This window comes from Yoonia sp. (assembly GCF_046292185.1).
Lineage (GTDB): Bacteria > Pseudomonadota > Alphaproteobacteria > Rhodobacterales > Rhodobacteraceae > Yoonia.
The window spans coordinates 1-15738 of the sequence record NZ_JBKBQY010000080.1 but is presented as its reverse complement, the minus strand read 5'-3'; the positions used below and the strand labels follow the sequence as shown (position 1 = coordinate 15738).

Annotated in this window: 13 protein-coding genes and 1 pseudogene; 5 read left to right on the top strand and 9 right to left on the bottom strand. The window is 60.3% G+C overall.

Annotation, left to right across the window (positions count from 1 at the left end; all coding sequences use genetic code 11):
- Together ACK4TM_RS13540 and ACK4TM_RS13535 are read right to left on the bottom strand one after the other, a co-directional pair.
- Positions 1 to 241: pseudogene (locus ACK4TM_RS13540) on the bottom strand (FMN-binding glutamate synthase family protein); the annotation flags it as partial.
- Positions 242 to 297: 56 nt separating this feature from the next.
- Positions 298 to 1107: a division plane positioning ATPase MipZ gene (locus ACK4TM_RS13535; RefSeq protein WP_409702132.1), complete on the bottom strand. Its 810-nt coding sequence runs from the start codon at positions 1105 to 1107 to the stop codon at positions 298 to 300.
- Between the two features lie 383 nt (positions 1108 to 1490).
- Here ACK4TM_RS13535 and ACK4TM_RS13530 point away from each other — a divergent pair, with 383 nt between their 5' ends.
- Positions 1491 to 2816, top strand: coding sequence for a DEAD/DEAH box helicase (locus tag ACK4TM_RS13530; RefSeq protein WP_409702130.1), 1326 nt, complete (start codon positions 1491 to 1493; stop codon positions 2814 to 2816).
- Positions 2817 to 2859: 43 nt separating this feature from the next.
- On the opposite strand, the gene ACK4TM_RS13525 is transcribed toward ACK4TM_RS13530, so the two are convergent.
- Positions 2860 to 3360, bottom strand: a complete 501-nt coding sequence (locus ACK4TM_RS13525; protein WP_409702128.1) for a MarR family winged helix-turn-helix transcriptional regulator — start codon at positions 3358 to 3360, stop codon at positions 2860 to 2862.
- A gap of 251 nt (positions 3361 to 3611) precedes the next feature.
- Between ACK4TM_RS13525 and ectA the strand changes: the two genes are divergently transcribed.
- The 4 genes from ectA (at position 3612) to ACK4TM_RS13505 (ending at position 7435) form a co-directional block, all read left to right on the top strand.
- Entirely contained in the window at positions 3612 to 4151 is a 540-nt protein-coding gene (ectA, locus tag ACK4TM_RS13520) for a diaminobutyrate acetyltransferase (protein WP_409702126.1), read from the top strand.
- 45 nt (positions 4152 to 4196) lie between these two features.
- The gene (gene ectB / locus ACK4TM_RS13515; RefSeq protein WP_409702124.1) at positions 4197 to 5483 is read left to right on the top strand and encodes a diaminobutyrate--2-oxoglutarate transaminase; all 1287 of its coding nucleotides are present in this window, start codon (positions 4197 to 4199) and stop codon (positions 5481 to 5483) included.
- A 5-nt stretch (positions 5484 to 5488) separates the two neighbouring features.
- On the top strand, positions 5489 to 5872 hold the full coding sequence (locus ACK4TM_RS13510; protein ID WP_409702122.1) for an ectoine synthase: 384 nt from the start codon (positions 5489 to 5491) through the stop codon (positions 5870 to 5872).
- Between the two features lie 87 nt (positions 5873 to 5959).
- On the top strand, positions 5960 to 7435 hold the full coding sequence (locus ACK4TM_RS13505; RefSeq protein ID WP_409702120.1) for an aspartate kinase: 1476 nt from the start codon (positions 5960 to 5962) through the stop codon (positions 7433 to 7435).
- 18 nt (positions 7436 to 7453) lie between these two features.
- Here ACK4TM_RS13505 and ACK4TM_RS13500 read toward each other — a convergent pair whose 3' ends face one another.
- The 6 genes from ACK4TM_RS13500 to ACK4TM_RS13475 form a co-directional block, all read right to left on the bottom strand.
- Positions 7454 to 9118, bottom strand: coding sequence for a hypothetical protein (locus tag ACK4TM_RS13500; protein WP_409702118.1), 1665 nt, complete (start codon positions 9116 to 9118; stop codon positions 7454 to 7456).
- 20 nt (positions 9119 to 9138) lie between these two features.
- Positions 9139 to 9801 carry an HlyD family efflux transporter periplasmic adaptor subunit gene (locus tag ACK4TM_RS13495; RefSeq protein WP_409702116.1) on the bottom strand — a complete coding sequence of 221 codons (663 nt, stop codon included), beginning with the start codon at positions 9799 to 9801 and terminating at the stop codon, positions 9139 to 9141.
- A complete protein-coding gene (locus tag ACK4TM_RS13490; RefSeq protein WP_409702114.1) occupies positions 9798 to 10319 on the bottom strand; it encodes a hypothetical protein in 522 nt (173 codons plus the stop codon). Before ACK4TM_RS13490 ends, ACK4TM_RS13495 begins: the two co-directional genes overlap by 4 nt.
- Positions 10316 to 12457, bottom strand: a complete 2142-nt coding sequence (locus tag ACK4TM_RS13485; protein WP_409702112.1) for a type I secretion system permease/ATPase — start codon at positions 12455 to 12457, stop codon at positions 10316 to 10318. The genes ACK4TM_RS13490 and ACK4TM_RS13485 overlap by 4 nt, the downstream gene beginning before the upstream one ends.
- Positions 12458 to 12471: 14 nt before the next feature.
- Positions 12472 to 13767 (bottom strand): TolC family protein, encoded by a 1296-nt coding sequence (locus ACK4TM_RS13480; RefSeq protein ID WP_409702110.1) that lies wholly within the window; start codon positions 13765 to 13767, stop codon positions 12472 to 12474.
- 89 nt (positions 13768 to 13856) lie between these two features.
- Complete coding sequence (locus ACK4TM_RS13475) at positions 13857 to 15689, bottom strand: type I secretion C-terminal target domain-containing protein (RefSeq protein WP_409702108.1); 1833 nt, start codon at positions 15687 to 15689, stop codon at positions 13857 to 13859.
- Positions 15690 to 15738 lie beyond the last annotated feature (49 nt).

The window sequence follows — 15738 nt, the reverse complement described above, 5'->3', positions numbered from 1 at the left end:
GCCGGATTTCGGGTCTGATCCCTTCCAGCAGGAACCGGATATGGCCCATGATCGGGTAGTTGCGCAGAATGGAATGGTTGTGCTGGCGCAGGTCGCTGATCCCCAGCAGGGTCAGTGCGAGAAAGACGGCCGCCACCAGCCAGAACGCCGGATACCAGACTGCAATGATGGCGCTGAGGACCGCCAGAAATGCTGCGATGAACAACGGCGTATAACGGTTGGGGACTGACAAGCGTGGCACAAGGAATCCTGCGTTTGGGTCTGTTGTCCCGCACCTATACCGAATGGGCGCGGATGTCAGAAATTTAACTTTACACCCGGCAGATCCAGCGATTTTATCAGGTCGCGCAGTTCCTGCCGTGCGGCGATGTTGGAAATGTTCAAGCCCTTGACCCCGGTATCGCGCAGATCAAGCAAGGTTAGCCCGCGGGGAAACAATTCGCGAAAGATCACGCGTTCGTTGAAACCCGACGCGGTGCGGAACCCGATCCGGCGCGCGAGCTTTTCGATCACGCGCTGCATCTTTTCCTTGTTGACCATGGCCTGTGCGCCCATGCGGTTGCGCACTACGACCCAGTCAATCGGTTTCAGCCCGGCCTGTGCGCGCAATTGCCGCGCGTTCCAGACCATTTCGGAATAGACGGACGGGCCGGTGATTTCCTCGCCCTCGCTGTCGACATGGGCGAGCAGGTCGAAATCGACGAAACTGTCGTTCAGCGGCGTGATCAGCGTATCGGCCAGCGAATGGGCGACCTGGCTGATCCGTGTGTGCGATCCGGGGCAGTCGATCAGGATGAAATCGCAATCGGTTTCCAGCTGCGCCACCGCGCGCGACAATCGCAGGTCAGAGGCATGTTCGCCGGGTTGCAGGCTGGTTTCATCCACCTGGGGCAGGGGCAGAAACACGGGTGAGGGCAGTTCCAGCCCCGCCTTGGCGATATATTCGGCGCGGTTGGACAGATAGCGCCCCAGCGTTTGTTGCCGCAGATCCAAATCCAGCACACCGACCCTGAGCTCGCAACGCGCAAGGGCGGTGGCAACATGCATCGACACGGTGGATTTGCCAGCGCCGCCCTTTTCGTTCCCGACAACGATGATATGCGCCACGCTGAAATCCCCTTCACCTTGTTACCCCGGTGATTACTACATGATGTGTCAAAGCCAAGTAAATCCGCAGGATTAACCGGTGCGTTGTGTGGTTTTTGCCAAAGCGGCGCGGCAGGCTTGACACAGGGGCTGCAAAGGCGCATCTAGCACCCAACAGATGCAAGCTGCCGCGTGAGCAGAGCAGGACCATGATTGGTCTGTCGCAAGGCATCGGTTGATTTTCAGGTTCCCAGATCACGCAGGGGTCCCGCGCCACATCGGCGCCCGGACAATGCGGTTCAGGCAGTCAGCATATGGCGCAACCTTGCTATGACCTTTGGGATACGCCCATGGGTCACACCCATATGCGCGGGCCGCAGGCCCGCTGAAAACAGGATATCCTCATGGATTTTGACATGCTGGGCCTTGCGCCCCGACTGATTGCCGTTCTGAAAGAACAAGGCATCACCGACCCAACCCCTATTCAAACGCAGGCGATCCCGCATGCGATGAACGGCCGTGACGTGATGGGCCTTGCCCAGACCGGCACTGGTAAAACTGCGGCCTTTGGCCTGCCGATGATTCACGCCCTGATGAAGGCGGGTGTGAAACCCAACCCCAAGGCCGTGCGCGGTCTGGTGCTGGCACCGACACGCGAACTGGCCAAACAGATCGCCGACAACCTGACCGCCTATACCAAGGGCAGCCATCTGAAAGTGGCGCTCGTGGTCGGCGGGGCAGGGATCACCGCGCAGACCAAGCGTCTGGCGGGTGGTGTGGACCTGCTGGTCGCCACGCCGGGCCGGTTGATCGATCTTCTGGACCGTCGCGCCGTGCGGTTGGATGAAACCATCTATCTGGTGCTGGACGAGGCCGATCAGATGCTGGACATGGGGTTCATCCATGCGCTGCGCCGGATCGCTCCGTTGCTGGCGAAGGAACGTCAGACGATGATGTTCTCGGCCACGATGCCGAAACTGATGTCGGAACTGGCCGATGCCTATCTGACCGACGCCGTGCGCGTGCAGGTCAACCCCCCCGGTCAGGCCGTCAAGAAGATCGCGCAATCGGTGCATTTCGTCGCACAGGCGGCGAAAACCGATCTGCTGGTCGATCTGCTGGACAAGCACCGGGACGAACTGGCGCTGGTCTTTGGCCGCACCAAACACGGCTGTGAGAAGCTGTATAAAACGCTGGAAGCCAAAGGGTTTGCCGCCGCATCCATTCACGGCAACAAATCGCAAGGCCAGCGCGAACGCGCGATCGAGGCGTTCAAGGCTGGTAAGGTCCGTGTGCTGGTTGCCACTGATGTGGCTGCCCGTGGTATCGACATTCCGGGCGTGCGCCACGTTTATAACTATGATCTGCCCAATGTGGCGGAAAACTATGTCCACCGGATCGGGCGGACGGCACGTGCGGGCGCTGACGGGGCGGCTATTGCCTTGGTCGCACCGGATGAGATGATCGAACTGCAGGATATCGAAAAGGCGATGAAGGAAACGATTCCCGTCGCCTCGGGCCGTCCGTGGGAGATCATGCCGGGCCAGAAAAAGCGTCCCAATGGTGGCGGTGGCGGTGGTCGCCGTGGTGGCGGTGGCGGCGGCGGCGGTAATCGCTCTGCCGCGCCGCGTGCGGGCGGTAAACCTGCCGGTGCTGCGGGCAAACCGCAAGGTGGACGCCGGACAGGCGGTGGCGGTGGTGGCCGGCCACGCAGCCGGTCTGCAGCCTGAACAGAACAAAGCCCCGGTGGAAACGCCGGGGCTTTTTGCTGACTTAGTTTTCTTCGGCGTTTTCCGCAGGGTAGCTGCGATGGATTTCGCCCATATCCAGCAGTGGTGACGCGTCGATGGCAGAGGCGTTCAGCATCGCCGCCACGCGTTCCAGAGAGGCGACGATCATCGCCTGTTCCCAATCGGCCAGCGCCTCGAATTCGCGGACGTATTTCTGCTGGAGCGGGTCGGGCGCGCCATCGACCGCCTGACGTCCTTTTTCTGTCAGTACGATATTGGTCTGGCGGCGGTCGCGGTCGGATCTTTGACGTTCGATCATCTTTTTCGTCGCAAGCCGGTCCAGCAGGGTGGATATCGTCGCGGGGCTGACGCCCATCTGCGAGGATATCTGCGTCGGCGTGGCGCTGCCATGGCTGAGCACGATCTGCAGCACCCTGATCTGCACCGGGGTCAAGCCCGCAGTCAGCGCCAGCGTGCGGCCATAAAGTTCTGTCGCGCGCAGGATGCGGCGCAGGGCGATGAGCGATGTGTCGGTGCGGTCCACGCGGGCTCCTGTCCTTGTTTTCTTGGGTTATGGATATCCTGTCAGCGGCGGCGAGGCAATAATTAGTTAGCTTAACGAAATAGTTTGCGGAAATTTGCCTACCTAAATACCTGTCGTTGCCCCAATGTTATCTTTAAATAGCTGTAATTAAACGATAAAAATTGCATAGCATAAGATGGCTACAGGTGGTTGATTTTCGTCATAAGATTGGTATACCTAACGAAATACAGAAGCAGCACCCGAGGTATCCCGTGGTTAACGTCCGCCAGATCAAAACCAACCGTGACAAGGTCCAGTTCCGCAAGCCCGACGCCGAGGATGGCGCGGCCATTTGGGAGCTGATCGCATCGTGCAAGCCGCTCGACGAGAATTCGATGTATTGCAACCTGATCCAATGCGATCATTTCCGCGATACATGTATTCTGGCAGAGATGGATGGCGAACCTGTCGGTTGGATTTCCGGCTATGTCCTGCCGTCCGACGAAACCACGTTTTTCGTCTGGCAGGTTGCGGTGTCACAAAAGGCGCGCGGGATGGGGCTGGCCAAGCGGATGCTGGAAAAGCTGCTGGCGCGCGACATCTGCAATGATGTGACGCGGATGCAGACCACGATTACCAAGGATAATGACGCAAGCTGGGCGCTGTTCCGCAGCTTTGCCGATGCGCAAGACGCCGAACTGGACCACGAGGCCCATTTCGAGAGCGACACACATTTTCAGGGCGAACATGCCACCGAACATATGGTGACAATCACCTTGCCCGAGGCTGAGAAACTGAACGCGGTGGCCTGAAGGCCCGCGTCTGCAACAGCTTTGATCCCAATGAAGGAATGTAATATGACAACGGACACCTTATCCGACAAAATGATCTTTGAACGACGTGAATCGCAGGTCCGCAGCTATTGCCGGTCTTTCGATGCTGTCTTTGCAAAGGCACAAGGATCGACCCTGCATGACGAAAGCGGGGCGACCTATACCGATTTTCTGTCTGGCTGTTCGTCTTTGAACTATGGCCACAACGATCCCGATATGAAGGCGGCGCTGGTCGACTACATCACCAGCGATGGCATTGCCCATGCGCTGGATATGTATACCGGCCCAAAGGCAGCATTCCTTGAGACGTTCGAGCGTCTGGTGCTGACCCCGCGCGGCATGGACCACAAGATCATGATGACCGGCCCGACCGGCACCAATGCTGTCGAGGCCGCGATCAAGCTGGCGCGCAAGGTGACGGGGCGCACCAATGTGATTTCCTTCACCAATGGTTTCCACGGCATGACCCTTGGCGCGCTGTCGCTGACGGGCAATGCGGGTAAGCGGGGCGGCGCCGGTGTGCCGCTGAACGGCGTCACCCATCTGCCGTTTGAAGGGTCGCTGGGCGATGATGTCGACACGCTGGCGCTGATCGAGACGATGCTGGACAACGGGTCCAGCGGGATTGATGCGCCTGCGGCGTTCATCCTTGAACTGGTGCAGGGCGAGGGCGGCCTGAACGCCGCATCCCGCACCTGGGTCGAAGGGATCGCGCGTTTGGCGAAAAAGCATGGTGCCAAGCTGATTGTCGATGACATTCAGGCTGGGATTGGCCGTGCAGGCAGTTTCTTCAGCTTCGATGACATGGATGTTGAGCCTGATATGATCACGCTGGCCAAATCCCTGTCGGGTTTCGGTCTGCCTTTCGCGCTGACCCTGATCAAGCCCGAACTGGATGTGTGGAAGCCGGCCGAACATAACGGCACGTTCCGTGGCAATACCCATGCATTCGTGACCGCGCGGGTCGCGCTGGAAAAATTCTGGTCCGATGATGCGTTCAAGGATGAAATTGCGGAAAAATCCGCCGTGCTGACGGAACGTTTGCAGCGCATCGCCGATACGATCCCCGGCGCGCGTCTGAAAGGACGCGGCATGATGCAGGGTGTCGATGTCGGGTCCGGCGATTTGGCCAGCGCGATCTGTGCAGAGGCGTTTCTGCGCGGGCTGGTGATCGAAACATCCGGTGCCCATGACGAAGTCGTCAAAGTGCTTGCCCCGCTGACCACCCCGATGGATCAGTTCAAAGCGGGTCTCGATATCCTGACCGAGGCCGCGCAGACCTGTGTCCAGACAAAAATAGCAGCGGAGTAATCGCCATGATCGTACGTGACATCGCAGACCTGAAGAACACCGACAAAGAAGTCAAAGACGCCAAATGGACCTCTGTCCGCCTGCTGCTGGCGAAGGATGGGATGGGGTTTTCCTTTCACATCACCACGCTGGAAGCAGGATCAGAGCATACGTTCCATTACAAGAACCACTTTGAAAGCGTCTATTGCATATCCGGCAAGGGATCGATCACCGATATTGCCACCGGCGAAACCCATGCGATCCGCCCCGGCGTGATGTATGCGCTGGATCAGCACGATCATCACACCCTGCGCGCCGAGGAAGAGCTGGTCATGGCCTGCTGTTTCAACCCGCCGGTGACGGGCGATGAAGTGCATCAGGCCGATGGGTCCTACGCCGCTGCCGAGTGAGGGCAGCGACAACAGCGTTAACCGCCAGACCCGAGGCCAAGCAGGTTTCGGGCTGGCGTTCACGCATCTGAAAATTGGGCGAATAATATGACCAAACACGCACATACCGTTGAAAAAATCGGCGGCACGTCGATGAGCCGCTCTGCCGAATTGCTCGATTCGCTGTTTTTGCGGGGCGGGGCCGATCCTTATAATCGTATCTTTGTGGTATCCGCTTATTCCGGCATCACCAATATGCTGCTGGAACACAAGAAAACCCGCGAGTCAGGCGTTTACGCCCGGTTTTCCAACGCAAGCCATGACCGTGGCTGGTCGGACGCGCTGGATGACGTGATGGTCGCCATGAACGAGGCGCATCGCAAAGTGCTGGAAGCCCCGGGCGACATCCGCGACGCTGACCATTTCGTGCGCGAACGCGTCGAAGGCGCGCGGTCTTGCCTGATTGATCTGCAGCGCCTGTGTTCGTACGGGCATTTCCGTCTGAATCAGCATCTGGATATCATCCGTGAAATGCTGTCGGGCCTTGGTGAAAGCCATTCCGCCTATGTCACTACGCTGTTGCTGCGCCGGGCCGGGCTGCATGCCCGTTTCGTCGATCTGGGCGGCTGGCGCGATGAACGCGAGGTCACGCTGGAACAGCGCATCGAAGAGGGGATGCGCGATCTGGACCTTGGCAGCGAGATGCCGATTGTCACCGGCTATGCGCAATGTTCCGAAGGCCTGATGTCGCTTTATGACCGCGGCTATTCCGAGGTGACGTTCAGCCGCATCGCGGCCCAGACCGGCGCGTCAGAGGCGATCATTCACAAGGAATTTCACCTGTCCTCTGCCGATCCCAAACTGGTCGGCGCGCACAATGTCCGCAAGCTGGGCTATACCAATTACGACGTGGCGGACCAGCTGTCCAACATGGGGATGGAGGCGATCCACCCGTCAGCGGCCAAGACGCTGCGGCAGGCGGATATTCCGCTGCGCGTCACCAATGCCTTTGAACCATCCGATCCCGGCACGCTGATCGACGATTCCCCCGCGACGGCGCCGCAGGTCGAAATCGTCACCGCGCTGGATGTGTTCGCGCTGGAAGTATTTGCGCATGAAATGGTGGGGGTGAAGGGCTATGACGCCAAGATCCTGCAATCCCTGACCCAGCACAAGGTCAGCATCGTGGCGAAATCCTCGAACGCCAATACCATCACCCATTATGTCGATGCGTCGCTGAAAAGCGTCAAACGCGTCGAACGCGATCTGGCAGAGGCTTATCCGGGCGCTTCGGTCACGACACGCGGGCTGTCGGTCGTGGCCGCGATTGGCCGTGACCTGAAAGGGCTGAACGCGCTGGGGACGGGTCTGGGCGCGCTGAAAGAGGCGGGCATTTCCCCGGTTGCAGTCCAGCAGGGGCCGCGCAATGTGGATATCCAGTTCGTGTTGATGCGCGAAGATGCGGATAATGCCGTCAAGCTTTTGCATGCGGCGCTGATCGGGCAAGAGATGGCGGCGAAAGCACCCGGTAAAGATGCCAGCACGGATGCGTCCGCGAAAACCGAACCGCGCCTTGTGGCCTGAGATGTTTCAGGGCAGGCGTCAGATGTTCTGCGCCGCGACAGTGCCGTGGCGGGACATCAGATCGTGGAAATCCGCCCGGTCATCGAGATAGGCGCGATAGGCGATCAGGCCGGACAGATAATGTTCGACATCGTCGATCCGCACCCGGAACCCGTGATGGCGGATAAAGAAACTGCCGGTGATCCGCGCGGGGTTGCGAAAATACATCGCGACCTCTGGGAAGAACACGCCGTTGGCCAGATATTGCGCCCGTGTTTCCATCGCCTTGACGAAGGCGGGCAGATCCAGCCCTTGCAGCGTTGGTCGCAGGGCGGGGTCTGACAAGGCCTGCCGGACCAGCAACCGCGTTGCACAGCAAAGTTCCAGCAGGGTCGGGAAGGTCGTGATCCGCCCGGCGATGAAGGGAATATAATCGCGCACATTGCGGATGCCGAAACGGAAATACTCCGGGTCGGGGTCCGTCAGCGCCAGTTCGGTCGTGCAATAGGCCAGCCAGTGATCGTTATATTGCCAGTAATCTGCCGCGATATAGCGTCTGACTGCTGCACGCACGGCGTTCAGCCAGACTGGGTCTGCCGTGACATGATACAGCCGCATCAGGGCGAAAGCAGCCTCGCCATCATAATAGACCGTGCGCTGTCTGTCCTTGACCTGCAGGCTGTCGCCATGCAGCACATGGGCATAGCTGCCGTCTGTGGCCTGCATCGACAGGATCCCCTGACCCAGCCTGCGCGCCAGCGACAGATAGCGGGTGTCGCCCGTCGCGGCACCGTATTTGCAATAGGCCAGAATGGCGACAGCATTGCCGCCCAGTTTGATTTCATTGCCAAGGTCGACCAGATAGGCGGGTCCTTCGGGGCCAAGGGGGCTGATGATCCGCTGTGTCGCCAGATGCCCCAGCGATCTTTTGACCGCCGCAAGCAGGTTGGGCGATTTGAGGTGTTCATAAGCCTCGCACAACGCATAGGTGCTGCTGGCGTGGCGCAAGGTGTTGTAATGCCGGATCGGGCGGTCGAAACAGGGGTGCCAGCCATAGCGGAAACTGCCGTCGCTGTTCACCTCGCCCGCCAGATAATTGGCACCGTCGCGGATCACGCGGTCAAGCTGGGCTTTGTCGTTCAGATCACAAATCCGCCGTCCGGTGTTCGCGCTGGGCGGTTCCAGCTTAACCAGCTCCGGCGCGGATCTATCGCGGAACAGCGCCTTGGTGGTGAACAGATGGATTATGTGATCCGCATCCGGAGCCTGAAAGGCCTTGCCAAAGCGCCGTTCCCAATAGATCTGAAAATTGCCGGGGTTGAATTCGCAATGGGCGACAGCCGACCCTTTGTAAAGCAGGGCATTGGCGTTGATTTCAGCTTCGGTGATGGCATGGCGAAAGGCCGGATCGAATGACAGGCCCTTGCGGCTGTAGTTCCGTTTGACCGCCCGCACAGCCGTGGTGTAATCGCCGAACCGCATTGGACGCGCGGCGGTGACCCAGTCAAGCCGCAGGTATTTTGCGTTGAAATGCTGTTGCAGGGCCGGGTGCGTCAGCTTGCGCGCAAGATTGTCCAGATCGCTGGCTGTGACCGTCACAACGCGCGCCCGTTTATTGCCATCTGACGATGAGACAAAGACCACATAGCGCGGGTAGGGTGCGGGCAGGGCGGTGATATCCGTCCTGAGCTGTGCAAGCATCATGTCATTTGCTGCATTCACTTTCATCTTTCGCGCAATGCCTCTGCCGCGCGGTTGAACGGTTTGATCAGATATTGCAGCACGGTTTTTGACCCGGTGTGAATATCGACCTCGGTCACCATGCCGGGGGTGATCGGGAAACCCTGGCCCGCCTTGTTCACCAGTTCGAACCGGTCACTGCGCACAAAGACCCGGTAGTAGAGCCGTTGCGGATCGGCCTCATCCCGGATGGAATCCGGCGAAACGGACATGACGTCACCTTCCAGCATGCCGAACACGGATGAATCATAGGCTGTGACCTTCATCGTGGCCCGCATGCCGGGCCGGATGAAGGCGATGTCACGCGGTTGCACCCGCGCCTCGACCAGCAATTCATCGTCAAGCGGCACGATGGTCATCAACTGCCCGTTCGGCGGCACGACACCGCCCACGGTGGATACGGCGATATCCTTGACGATCCCCCGGACGGGTGAGCGCAGCGTCAGACGGTCAAACTGGTCGCGCTGGCCACGCAATTCGGCCGTCAGCGCCTCTGCTTCGGCCTGTGCATTGCTGAGATCTTCGCGGGCCAGGACGAAGTAATCATGGCGGATATCATCCTCGCGCATGTTCAGGTCCACGATCTGCCGGTTCAGCCGCACCAATTCCATCCGCGATGATGCGCCCATTTCCGACAGCCGCGTCATGGTGGCAAGTTCTTCCTGAAGCAAGGCGCGGGATCATCGATCAGGGCGATGGAGCTGAGGAAACTTTGACGGCGCGCCTCATAAAGGGCGGTTTCGGTCAGGATCAACTCGGTCTTTTCCAGCAGGTCCGGCGGAAAGACCAACGGCAAATCCGCCACTTCGGCTGTCAGCCGCGCGATGCGGGCGCGGCGGGCGGATAGTTTGGCCGAGGTTTCATCGACCGATGCCGAAAGCCGCGTCGGGTCAAGCCGCGCGAGCACTTCATTGGCTTCAACGACCTGATCGGCGCGCACGGCCAGTTCGCGCACCAACCCGCCATCCAGCGACTGGATCACCTGTTCGTTGCGGATCGGGATCACGACACCATCGGCGGTCGTCACCTCGTCCAGCGTGGCGAAAAAGGCCCAGCCGATCCCGCTACAGATGACAAGCGTGATCAGCCAGATGATCCGGCCCTGCAGGCTGATTTCGCGCAGATCGTCCTGCGGGCCCATGGTGTCGGTCGCTGCCCAGGTCATTTGCTGTCCCCACGCATTTTGGCCAGAATTTCCTCTCTTGGCCCGTCAAGAACGATCCGGCCCTTGTCGAGCACGATCAGCCGGTCAACCAGTTGCAAAATCCGGTGCCTGTGGGTCGCGATGATCAGCGATCTGCCGACAGACAGCGCGCCTAGCTTGGCGATGAAATGCGCCTCGGTCGTGTCATCCATTGCAGAGGTTGGTTCATCCAGCAGCAGAACTGACGGGCGGCGCAGCATCAGGCGCGCCAGCAGGATCGATTGTTTTTGCCCGCCGGACAGCCCGATCCCACCTTCGAGCACCTGATAATCCCAGCCGCGTTCAAAGGAACTGAGGAATGCCGCACCACCCGCCAGATCAAGTGCTGCCTGCAGATCGCGTTCGGATGCGGTCGGGTTGCCCATCAGTAGATTGTCCCGCAGCGTGCCATAGAACAGCCGCGCGTTCTGTGACAGATAGGCGATGTCGCGCCGGACATCTGCCGGATCAATCGTGTCCACCGACAATGAATCGATGCGCAATTGCCCCTCCGTCGGCAAAAGCTGACCCGACAGCGCCTGCAGCAGCGTGGATTTGCCCGCGCCGTTGCGCCCGACAAGGCCAATGCGTTCGCCCGGCGCGATTTTCAGGTGCTGCACGCGCAGGGCGGTGGGCTGGTCTGCCCGGTATTGAAAGGCCGCCTGTTCAAACGCATAGGCCCCGCCCAGCCGCGCGCAAGTCACCCGGTTTTCCTGCGCGGGGTGGTCGATGGGCAGTTTCATGATCTTGTCCAGACCCTGTGCGCCGACGCGGGCTTGTTGCAGGCGCGACAGCACGCCGGACACTTGGCTCATCGGGGCGATCATCCGCGACCCCAGGATCGATGCGCCGACCAGGGTGCCGGTTGTCAGATCGCCGGTCATCACCATCGGCGCGCCCACGGCGACGGTCAGCGCATAGACGCTTTGCTGCACGATCTGCGTCCATGACGTCAACGCCCCGACAATCCGGCGTTCGGACGATTGCGCATTGGCCGTGCTGGCAGAGGTCTGCCGCCAGATCGTTTCAAACCGTTCTTCGGCCTGCATGGATTTGATGTCTTCGATCCCTTGGACCGTCTCGACCAGAATGGCGTTGCGCAGGGCTGCTTCGCGTTGCGCGCTTTGCGCGGCCTTGCGCAGTTTGCCTTGCAGCAACAGGCCCGGCAGGATGATCGCCAGCAAGGCACCCACAGGGATCAGTACCAGCGGCCCGGCGATCAGCCAGAAGATCGCGCAGAACAGGATAAAGAACGGCAAATCCATCAACACACCGACAGAGGTCGATGTCATCGCTTCGCGCATCACATCGATGTCGCGGATCTGCGCGATAAAGCTGCCGGTGGAGGTGGGCCGTTGATCATTGCGCACACGCAGGGCGCGTCCGAATACAATATCGGACAGCCGCAGACCCGCGCCGCGCCCAAGCACATCCAACAGGACAAGCCGTGCCTGTTTGAGAAAAAATTCAAAGAAGAAGGCAAGAACGACGCCGCTGAAAAGAACCGCCAATGTCGCATAGGATTGCGCGGGAATGACCCGGTCATAGACCTGCATCGAAAAAACGATCCCTGCCAGCGCAAGAACGTTGGTCACAAAGGACGCGACGATGACGGACCAATAGGGGGTCAGTGAAGGAAACAACGTCCGGCGCAGCCAATTGTCGCGCACCGGGGCGATGTAATCGTCGATACGGGCATCCGACAGGCTGCGGCGCGGGCGCGCGACGAAAAGCCGGCTGTCGGCGTTGATGATATCGGCCAGCGGGCGTTCATTGCTATGGGTCAAATCCCCGTCGAACCGCGAGAATGTGGCGATGCCCTGTTTTGTGATCCGCTCTATCACAAAGGCGCTGCCGGATTTCGTCAGCAGCAGCAATGGCGGATGCAATCCGTCCAGCCGGGCCGGATCGGGCCGCAGCGGGTGCAGGTGCAGCCCCATGATTTCGGCGATCTGCACCGTATCGGACAGGCCACAGCGGCTTTCCTCCCAGCGCATGGCGATGCGGATCGCCTCTTGCGAATGGGTCAGATTGTAGGTGCGCGCGATTGCCTGCAAGGCGGGAAAGGCGGTGTGACCATCAGCGGGCCGCCCGTTTTCGGGCGCGGCGGGTTCGGTCAAGACCAGCTTTGGCTTCATTGTCGCAACGCCAGACCGAAGGCTGTCGCATCCTCGATCCCCAGAAAATGGCGCAGGCGGCCTTCTGCCGCCAGACAATTGACCTGCTCTTTCACGACCTCGACGCGCGAGGTTTCAAGGTCAAGGCGGGTCTGATGGTATTCTTCCTCGACTGTCATGACATCGTCGATGGATTTGGTCCCCAGTTCGACGAATTGCCGCAGATATAAAGCACGGGTCCGGTCGAGCATATCGATCTGCGCGCCGATGGCCTGTGTCAGTACGCGTTGGGACGCGATGGCATCCAGTGCGGCGGCATGGCTGCGTTGCGCCCTTTGACGCGCGCCTGTCAGGTTTGCGGTGACCGCGGTAGCATTGTTGCGCGCGGCCTCGGTCCGGGATTGCGTGGCACCGCCCTGAAACAATCTGGTATTCACCCGCAGCCCGAAATTGACGTCGCTGCCTTGGGACAGGTCCGACAGGTCGCGCGCGGTCGATGCCTCCAGCGCGACGGTGGGCAGGCGTTCGGTCGCGGCGTTTGACAGGTCAAGGTCGGCCAGCGCCATATCCAGATGCGCGCCCTGCACAGCGACCACGCGGTCCGGGTCCAGCGGTGTCGTGCCGCAGTCCATTCGCCCAAGCGCGATGCCTGATCCGCCGTCCCGGACCGTCATGCCGGTTTCCAGGCTGATCTCGCGCCGCGCGCTGGCCAGCGCCAGTTCCGTGCGGAGCAAAAGCGTCTCGGCGGTCTGTACCCTGCGGTCGGCGTCGAGCAGGCTGCCATCGGTCGCTGCCCCTTCGCGGATCCGGTCCTGCACGAGGCGACGCAATGTGACCATCCGCGCCAGCCGATCGCGCCCCAGCGCGAGTTGCCGCGTCTGGCTTTCGTAATCCGCGACAAGCAGCATCACATTGGCAAGTTCGTCGTCGACAGTTTCCAGAAAATCCAGATGCGCCTTTTGTGCCAGCAACACCTGCCGGGACACGTTCCGCCCGGTGCGCCCGAAATCGTAGACCATCTGCGATCCGGTCAACTGCAACTGCGGGCTGGCGCTGTCGTTGCCGGAGAGGTCCGATACCAGCCCGGCCGAGACTTGCGGCAGATAGCCCGCCTGCTGTTCCGCCACGCCCGACATGCGCGCCCGGACGCGGCTTGCCGCAGCCGATATCCCCGCCTGATTTTGCAAGGTCGCAACGACAAGCGGGGCGACTCCCGCTGCGCGGGTCACATCCGCGGCGGTGACAGATGTCTGGTCAGAAAAGGCCGGCCCCGCCTGCGGCGCGATCTCGCCCAGTTCGGGCGGGGGGGTCATGTCACATCCTCCCAGAATGACAAAGCCCCCCAGACCGCAGGCAAGGCCCGCGATCTGTGCCGTTGTGCTGAACCGTTTTCGTGACACAGCTAGATCACGGATGTGCCCAGCAACCCATCCTCAAGTTCGTTAAGGCTGTGGGTCACACCGACCAATGTCACCAGCGGTTCAAAGCTGCCGTCAGCGTCCGGCGAGATCGCGATGATCGTGTCCCCGCCGTCATTGGTCACTTCAACGAAGTCGGAGATGGTTTGCGGTGTCGCATCCGGGATCAGCCCTGACAGGTCGACCGCGTCACCTTCGGCAAGGTTGAAGTCGGTGATCGTGTCATTGCCGTCGTCAAGGAAGGCGAGTGAGACGACGTCCTGGCCTTCGCTGAAGGCCATGACCTCCGTTGCACCCGCGTCATCCAGCGAGAAGTCGAGCGATATATCGAGGTTAGCTGTGGACGTCGCTCCGCCGGGTGCCGTGATTGTATATTCAAAGCTATCGACATCCCCGTAATCGCCATCGAACGTTTCGTTCGCCACATAGGTGTAGCTGCCGTCAGGATTGATCGTCAACGTACCGTAGATCCCGACAATGTCGGTGCCATCTGCGGTCACGGCGGTCCCGTTCACCATCGTCACAACAGTGCCTGCAGGGGCGGTGTCTTCGCCGCCTTCGCCGTCACCCAGAATGACATTGCCAGAAACCTCGCCGCTGACGCTGGCGGGTGGGCTGAAGTCGGTCAGTTCGTTGGATGAGGTTTGGACGGAAATGGTTGTTAGAAGACCGAGGTCCAGCAAGCCGCCCTGATTGCCGATTAAAAAATGGTATGTGGCTCCACCCGACAACGCGGGAAGTTCCAACTCGCTCCCTGACCAGCTTCCCAGCAAGCCGAGAATACCGGGGTTATAGTCCAGCCAGTCCGCTTGACTGAAAACGAGCGTCGCTTCGGTGCTGCCCTCTTCCTGCCGGAATACGAACAGATCAAGATCATTGTCGGTAGACAAGGTTACGCCTAGCAACTCAGCTCCACCGCCAGTGACACTTATCTGTTGCGACGTATTGGTATCAACGCTCGTCGTAAACACCGTGCTGGACGATAGCAAACTTGCCTCGACCGTGTTGCCAAGTAACCCAAGGTTCAGCAGGCTCCCGGTTGATCCGCTCAGTTGGGGAAGGGTGGACACGCTTGGCGTAACATCCAGCGTCACGGACGCCTGATCGTCAACGGCTTCAATGTCGGCATCTGCATCCGCATCTGCGTCTGCGTCAGCATCCGCATCCGCGTCGGCATCCGCGTCTGCGTCAGCATCCGCATCTGCGTCGGCATCTGCGTCCGCATCCGCATCCGCGTCGGCATCCGCGTCTGCGTCAGCATCCGCATCAGCATCCGCATCTGCGTCGGCATCCGCGTCAGCATCAGCATCCGCATCCGCGTCTGCGTCAGCATCCGCATCGGCGTCAGCATCAGCATCAGCATCCGCGTCCGCATCAGCATCGGCGTCCGCATCCCCATCGCTGTCATCGCCGCCGCTACCGCCGCCGCCGGCTGCTGCGGCGGCTCCCAGCGCGCCGACCGCCCCGAGTATCCCGAGCACGCCGGGACCGCCGCCTTCTGCGCTGCCAAGTTCTCCGAGTTGAAGAAGCAGGGGTGCATCGCCGCCACCGCGTACCTCGACCAGCGACGATACGAGCCCGTCGTCATCGACAAAGAAAACATCAATCCCGTCCTGATTGGCGAAATACCCCTCGATCCGGATGATTTCGCCGTTCGCCAGCCCCAGGATCAGATCGCTGCCAACCTGTTCGACCGTCATGATCGAATCCGCATCCGACCTGATAATCACGTCGCCAGTGCCGTAGACGGAAACTGTCTGCATGTTCGGCTGTCTTATGACAGAAACCGTCTCTGGTGTTCGTGTTGAAACTGACATGGTCGCTCCTGTTATTTATGTCGTCGTGATCGCGGTTGCTGGCCTGACG

Coding starts and splice junctions, on each gene's coding strand:
- ACK4TM_RS13530 (WP_409702130.1), top strand. CDS start 1,491: ATGGATTTTGACATGCTGGGCCTTGCGCCCCGACTGATTGCCGTTCTG.
- ectB (WP_409702124.1), top strand. CDS start 4,197: ATGACAACGGACACCTTATCCGACAAAATGATCTTTGAACGACGTGAA.
- ACK4TM_RS13510 (WP_409702122.1), top strand. CDS start 5,489: ATGATCGTACGTGACATCGCAGACCTGAAGAACACCGACAAAGAAGTC.
- ACK4TM_RS13505 (WP_409702120.1), top strand. CDS start 5,960: ATGACCAAACACGCACATACCGTTGAAAAAATCGGCGGCACGTCGATG.
- ACK4TM_RS13500 (WP_409702118.1), bottom strand. CDS start 9,118: ATGATGCTTGCACAGCTCAGGACGGATATCACCGCCCTGCCCGCACCC.
- ACK4TM_RS13495 (WP_409702116.1), bottom strand. CDS start 9,801: ATGACGCGGCTGTCGGAAATGGGCGCATCATCGCGGATGGAATTGGTG.
- ACK4TM_RS13490 (WP_409702114.1), bottom strand. CDS start 10,319: ATGACCTGGGCAGCGACCGACACCATGGGCCCGCAGGACGATCTGCGC.
- ACK4TM_RS13480 (WP_409702110.1), bottom strand. CDS start 13,767: ATGACCCCCCCGCCCGAACTGGGCGAGATCGCGCCGCAGGCGGGGCCG.
- ACK4TM_RS13475 (WP_409702108.1), bottom strand. CDS start 15,689: ATGTCAGTTTCAACACGAACACCAGAGACGGTTTCTGTCATAAGACAG.